We start from the raw sequence: 7,406 nt of genomic DNA, 5'->3' as shown, positions 1-7,406 counted from the left end.
GTCGGTGATGCCCGTGATTACCGGAGGCGGCGGCGCGGTAACGTCCACCGTTATCACGAACGATGGGGAGGCTCCGCCGGTATTGCCCGCCGCATCCGTTGCCACCGCCGTGAAGGTGTAGGTCCCTTCCGCCAGAGCGCCGGGCGGCGTGAACGTCCAGTTTCCGGCGGCATTGGCCTGGGTCGTACCGATCGCCACTCCGCCCGACAGGATCGTCACCGTCGAGCCCGCTTCGGCCGTGCCCCGCAGCAGCGGCAGAGTATCGTCGGTCACGCCGCCGCTCACCACCAGACCCTGCACGCTACCGACATCGTCGGTCGCACCGGAGATGACCGGTGCCGCAGGTGGCGTCGTGTCGATGCGCACGGAATAGGCCGTGGATGCCGCACCCTGATTGCCGGTGGCATCCGTGGCGCGCGCCGTGAAGCTGTGGTTACCCTCCGGCAACAGAGCGCCAGGCGTGAAGGTCCAGCTTCCCGTCGGTCCGGCATTGACGGTGCCGATCAGGTTGCCGTTGTCATAGATCGATACCGAGGCATTGGCTTCCGCCGTGCCGGAAAGCGTCGGCTGCGTATCGTTGGTCACGCCGCCGCTCGCCACCGTGCCGACTTGCGGCAGGAGATCGTCGGTTATCGCGGTGATGACCGGAGCGACCGGCGGCGTCGTATCGATATTGACCACGAAGGCCGCCGACGTCCCGCTCAGGTTGCCTGCGGGATCGCGCGCCGTCGCCGTGAAGCTGTGCGCGCCATCTGCCAGCGGCGAAGGCGGTGTGAAGGTCCAGGTCCCCGATCCGTTGACGAGCGCCGAGCCGAGCAGAGCACCGTTATTGTAGACGAAGACGGTGGAATTCGCCTCTGCTGTACCGGAAAGCTGCGGCAGGGCATCGTCGCTGAGACCGCCGGTGGCGATCGGTCCCTGCGATCCGCCGACATCGTCCAGCGCCCCGGTGATGACCGGAGCGGCCGGCGGGGTGAGGTCGACGGTCAGGTTGAAGGCCGCTGTCGCCGTGCTCTGGTTGCCCAGGGCGTCGGTTGCCGTGACGGTGAGGGCATGCCCCCCGACACCCAGCGGTGCTGGCGGCGTGAACGTCCAGGCGCCGGAGGCGCTGGCCAGCGTGGTGCCCAGCAGGGTCTGGCCGTCATAGACGGAGATCAGCGAATTGCCCTCGGCAGTCCCCGTCAAGGTCGGCAGGGTATCGTCGGTGACGGCACCGTTGGCGAGAACGCCGAGGATCGGCCCCACGTCATCGGTTACGCCGATCAGGACCGGCGTGCCGGGCGCCGCCGTATCGATGGTGACGGTGAACGACGAGGATGCCGGGCCTTGCGTACCGGCGATATTGGTGGCCACCGCAGTCAGCGTATATGTGCCGTCGGTCAGTGCCGCATTGGGCGTAACGCTCCAGGTTCCACCGGCCACGACGACCGCCGAACCGACGAAAGTGCTGCCGTTGTAGATCGAGATGGTATCCCCGACCGAACCGCTGCCGCTGAGCGTGGGCTGGCTGTCGTTGGTCGCCCCGCCGTTGGCGATTGCACCGACACCCGGCGTCGCGTCGTCGAAGGCGCCGGTAATGACGGGCGCGGCAGGCGTGCCGGTCACGATCGTCAGCGAGAAGGCAGCCGAACTGCCGCTGACATTGCCGAGCGCATCGGCGGCGGTGACGGTGAAGCTGTGCGGGCCTTCCGGCAACACGGTGGACGTGAACGTCCATGTGCCGTCCGTTGCCGTCGTCGTTCCGAGCAGCGTGGTGCCGTCGTAGATCGATATCGTCGCCCCCACTTCGGCCGTGCCGGACAGCGTCGGCGTCGTATCGTCGGTGCCGCCCCCGTTGACGATCGGTCCCAGCACCAGACCGACATCGTCGGTCGCGCCGGTGATCGAAGGCGTGGCCGGAGGCGCCGCATCGACCGCGATCGTGGCTCCGACAGACTGGTTGCCTGCCGCATCGATCGCCACGACATTGACCAAGGTTCCATCGGCCAGCGATGGCACCGGCGTAAAGCTCCAGTTGCCGTTCGCGTCCGCCTGCACCGTAACCGGACCGGAGGACCCGCCGAAATCGATGCTCACCGTTGCATTGGCCTCGACCGTGCCGCTCAGCACCGCGCCGTTGCTGGCCGCCACGACCGGCTGGCCCGGAGGCGTGACATCGACCGTGAAGGCGATCGTGTTGCCGCTGATGCTCTGCACCCCGCCGACCGTCGCAGTGGCGCTGATGCTGTGCCCGCTCTCGCCGAGGGGCAGTGTCGGCGTGAAGCTCCAGCTGCCGCCGGGACCGCTGGTTGTCGTGCCGATAATGGCCGCGCCGTCATAAATCGTGATGAGGGCATTGGCGCTGGAAGTCCCGGTGATCGTCGGGAGCCTGTCGTTGGTCACGCCATTGTTGTCGATCGGTCCCTGAATGTCCCCGACCGCATCGGTGATCGAGAGCAGGACCGGGATTTCAGGCTGCGGGATGCCGTTGTCGTAATCGACCACACCGGAGCCCGGCAACGAGACGTTGCCCGCCGGATCGGTGGCGATGGCCGTCAGGCCCGCCCCGTCGGAGGCCCGGCCGCCCGTCACGGGTATACTCCACTCCCCGCGGCTGTTCACCACGGTTGTGTAAATCGAGCCGTCCCCGCTGACGAACAGCGTGATCGTCGCCCCGGCTTCCCCGGTTCCGGTGACCGTGTTGCCGTCGCTGAGGTTGATGGTCGGCGGGTTGGGATCGGTCAGGTCGACGACGATCCCATAGGCCGGAGACTGCGCGCTTTCGTTACCGGCCGCGTTGGTTGCGGTCACGGTGAAGCTATGCGGCCCCTCCGTAAGCGTGGGCGTGTAGGACCAGAGCCCCGTGACGGGATCGGCAACGATCGGCGAAAGCGGGACTACTTCCGCGCCGTCGATGAAGAGGGTGATGATCGCACCCGGATCGGCGGACCCGCTCAGCAGCGGCGTTTCGTCGTTGGTGCTGCCTCCCCGAACGATCGTGATCGGTGCCCCGTCATTGTCCGTTACGGTGGTGATGCTTGGCACCGAAGGCGGGGTGGTGAGCACGGTGAACTCGAAGGCGGGGCCAGGCAGGCCCAGATTGCCCGCCGTATCGATGGCGGCGAACGTGAGGCTGTGGAAGTCGTCCGAAAGCGGTGTGGAAGGCGTGAACGTCCACGCGCCGCCGGCGTCCGCCTGGGTCCTGCCGATCTCGCCACCGTTGTCGTAGACGACGATCGTGGCATTCGCCTCGCTGGTGCCGGTCAGGACCGGCAGGCTGTCGTCGGTGGTGCCGCCCGAGCCGATCGGGCCAAGAACGTCACCCTGATCGTCAGTCGCCGTCAACAGCTGCGGCGGTGCCGGGGGGGCGAGATCGACGGCGGCATTGGTCGGCAGCGAGCTGTTCCCCGCCGGATCGATGGCGATGACGACGATCGGCGTGCCATCAGGCGGATTGCCCGAAAGCGGAAGGCTCCAGTTGCCGTCCTGATCGACCAATGCCGTGACTGCTGCGGCGCCGCCGATCGAGATCGAGACCGTCGAATCCGGCTCTGCGGTGCCGGTCAGCGTTCCGGTGCCGTTGGTCGGATTGACCGTGGGCGCATCGGGATCGGTGGCATCGATGGTGAAGGTGAACGGCGCCGTGGTCGGGCTGCTGTTGCCCGCCGCATTGGCTGCACTCACCGTGATGCTCTGCGGCCCTTCGCCAAGGTTGAGCGTGGTGCTCCATTCGCCGGTCGGGCCTGCCGTGACGGTGTCCACCAGCACGCCGTTGTTGAAGATCGAGATGACCTCATCGGCTCCGGCCGTGCCGCTCAGGAACGGCGTGGTATCGTTGGAAAGGCCACCCTCGACAATGGCACCGACATTGCCCGGCTCGTTGCCGCTGACGCTATCGAGCGAAGGCAAGGCGGGCGGAACCGTGTCCACCGTCACCTCGTAGTCGTTCGAGGCTGCGCCGGTATTGCCGGCCACGTTCGTCGCCGTGGCGCGCAAATCGTAGGCCTTGTCCGGCAGCGCATCGGTCGGCGTGAAGCTCCAGAACCCGCTACCATCGGCAACGGTCGTGCCCAGTTCGATCGTACCGTCGTAAATCGTGATCGTGGCATTGGCGTCGGAGGTGCCGCTGATCGTCGGCAGGGCATCGTCGGTGGTGCCGCCGGGACCGACATTGCCGAGGATGAGGCCCGCGTGATCCTCCACCCCGGTGATCACGGGCACGCCGGGCGTGCCGGTATCGACCGTGAATCCGTAAGGTTCCGAAAGCCCGCCGGCATTGCCGAGGGCATCCTCCGCACTGGCAGTAAAGACATGGGCGATGTCGGAGAGCGGCGCGGTTATCTCGAACTGCCACGCACCCGTGGCAGAAGCTTCGGCCGTACCGAGCGGCACGCCGTTGTCGTAGATCGTCACCGTCGCGCCGGGTTCGGCCGTGCCGGTGATGACCGGCAGCGGATCGTCGGTGCCACCGCCATTGGGCACGTTCCCGGTCTGCTCGCCGACGGCATCGATCACGCCGGTGATGATCGGGGCGGCGGGCGGCGTCAGATCGATGACGATACTGTCGGTTCCCGAGACATTCCCCGCAGCATCGACGGCAACGACGGTCACCGTCACGCCGTTAAGCAGCGGCGGATTGGCGATATAGGTCCAAAGCCCGTCGCCGTCCGCCGTCGTGACATCGTCGATGATGCCGTCACCGGTGAAGTCGAGTTCGATCCGGGCGTTTGGCTCGGCAGTTCCGGTCAGGACCGTGCCCGCGCTCGGTTCCACGATCGGTGCCTCGGGCGCGCTGGTGTCCACGAAGAGCGTGAACACGCCGGAGGCCTGGCTGGTGTTGCCCACGGCATCGGTCGCAGTCGCGGTGAAATCGTGTCGTCCCTCGCCAAGACCGCCGGGCGGCGTAAACGTCCAACCGCCGCTGCCGTCCATTACCGCAGTGCCGATGGCGACGCCGTTGTCCAGAATGGTTACGGTGCTGCCGACGGCCGCCGTCCCCGAAAGCACCGGCAGAACATCGTCCGTATAGTCTTCGGTGTCGAGCGGGCCGGTATAGCGGCCCGTTCCGTCTTCGGCGGCAACGATCGACGGGGCCGCCGGGCCTTGCGTCGTCACCGTCAGCTGGAACGGCGCCGACAGCACGGTGACGCCGGCGGGATTGGTGACGCTGGCGGTGAAGACGTAACTGCCGTCGACAAGTGCCTGGCTCGGTGTGAACGTCCAGTTTCCAAAGATATCCGCCGTAACCGTCGTTACCGGAACGCCGCCCTGGGAGATCGTGACGATCGCATTCGGATCGGCGGTGCCGGTCAGAACCGGCAGAGTATCGTCGCTGGACGATCCACTCAGGAAGTTCCCCTGAACCGAACCGACGTTATCGAAGCCGGAAACGATCACCGGCTGCGTCGGCCCGTCCGTATCGACCGTGACCTGATAAGGCGCGGAAGGCGCACTGACGTTGCCCGCCGCATCGGCTGCGACGATCAGGAAGCTGTTGCTGCCTTGCGGAAGGTCCGCGTCGGGCGTGAAAGTCCAGATCCCGAGACCGTTCGCATCCGCGGTTCCGAGAAGGATGCCGTTGCTGTAGATCGAGACGACGGAGTCCGGCTCGGCCGAACCGGTCAGCACCGGTCGCGGATCGTCGGTGAAGCCGCCAGGGCCGACATTGCCGCTCTCCGGTCCGGCACTGTCCGCGACCAGCGTAATCGCAGGAGCATTCGGGGCCTGGGTGTCCACGACCAGTTGGAACGGAGTAGGACCGCTTTCATTGCCCACTGCATCGGTGGCCGTGATCGTCAGGTTGTGGGTGCCCTCGGACAGCGGCGCATCCGGGGTGACGGACCATTCGCCATTCCCGTTCGCGACGGCCGTACCCAGCAGCGTCGTGCCTTCGTAGATCCGGATGACGGCATTGCCCTCCGAAGTGCCGGTGAAGACCGGTCGCGCATCGTCTGTCGGTGCGCCGCTGACAATAGGTACCTGCTTGGGGCCCACGTCATCGAGAACGGCGCCGATCGAGGGTGCGGGCGGTGCATTCGCATCGATCGCGGCATTGGTCGGGGCGGATACGTTCCCCGCGGCGTCGATCGCCGTCACCTGGATGGGACCGCTGGGAAGCGGAGAGGCGGGCGTGATGCTCCAGGCACCGCTCTCGTTCACTTGCGCCGTTTCGATGACGCCGCCGATATTGACGCTTACCGTCGTGCCCGGCTCGGCCGTGCCGGTAATCGTCTCGCCATTGGAAGGATTGACGGCGGGGGCGGCGGGCGGCTGGGTATCGACGGTCAGTTCGAACGCGGGTGACGGCAGACTGACATTGCCGTTCGCGCCCGTAGTGGTCGTGGTCAGGCTGTGCTCGCCGTCCGACAGCGGCGCGGGAATGCGGAAGGTCCACACGCCGGTTCCGCCTACACTGGCCGTGCCGATCTGGACGCCGTTGTTATAGATCGTCACGGTCGACCCCGGATCGGCGGTGCCGCTCAGCAAGGGCTGCGGGTCGTTGGTGGCATCGCCGTTGACCAGCGCGCCTTCCACGGGGTTCACCCCGTCGGTGACCGAACCCACCACCGGCTCGGACGGCAGCGAGGCATCGATCGAGGTATCGACCGTGACCGGCGAAGGCGCCGTGGCGTTGCCCGCCGGATCGACCGCCACCACGTTCACCACCGCGCCGTTTTCGAGCGGCGACGGGAAGTTCACCACCCAGGCACCGTTCGGCGCCACCGTCGCCGTCAGATCGGCATTGCCGTCCCCGTCGATATCGACCAGCACCGATGCGCCGGGTTCGGTCGTTCCGGAAAGAGTCTCGCCATCGGTCGGATTGACCGTCAGCGCCGGGGGAGAGAAATCGAGCGTCACGACATACGTCGTCGATGGTCCGCTGACATGGCCGACCGCATTCGTCGCAGTAACTGAAAAGCCGTGGATGCCTTCGGAAAGCGTGCCGGTCGTCACGCTCCAGGCGCCGGTATCGCTTGCGGTGGTGGTGCCGACCAGCGTCTCGCCATCGTAGATCCGAATGATCGATCCGGCTTCCGCGGTACCGTTGATGGTCAGCGTTGGATCGTTGCTGGTGCCGCCCCGCGCGACGGCCCCGGTAACGCCTTCGACATCATCCACCACTTCGAGGATGCTCGGCGCGAGCGGAACCGTAGCATCGACGACGATCGACACGGGTTGGGTGCTGTTGCCCGCCGCATCGGTAGCCGTGACGGAAATCGTCGCGCCGTCGGGAAGCGGGGTGCCCGGCAGATAGATCCAGTTTCCGGCACCGTCTGCCTGAGCGAAAGCGTCGGGTTCGCCGTTCCCGTCGAGATCGATGCCGATCGTGGCCCCCGCTTCCGCTGTTCCGGAGATGACCGTACCGTCGGTAGGATTGAGCGTCGGCGCTTCCGGCGGACTGGTGTCCACCGTAAAGGCGAAGGGCG

General features: G+C 66.6%; 1 protein-coding gene. It reads right to left on the bottom strand.

Features of this window, described 5'->3' with window-relative positions; genetic code table 11:
• Nucleotides 1-7,406, bottom strand: a 7,406-nt coding sequence (locus V7066_RS23845; RefSeq protein ID WP_334185456.1) for an Ig-like domain-containing protein, incomplete at both ends; no start/stop codon positions are given.

This window comes from Novosphingobium sp. (genome assembly GCF_036820275.1).
In the GTDB taxonomy this organism is placed as follows: Bacteria; Pseudomonadota; Alphaproteobacteria; order Sphingomonadales; family Sphingomonadaceae; genus Novosphingobium.
This window is presented reverse-complemented; position numbering and strand designations above follow the sequence as displayed.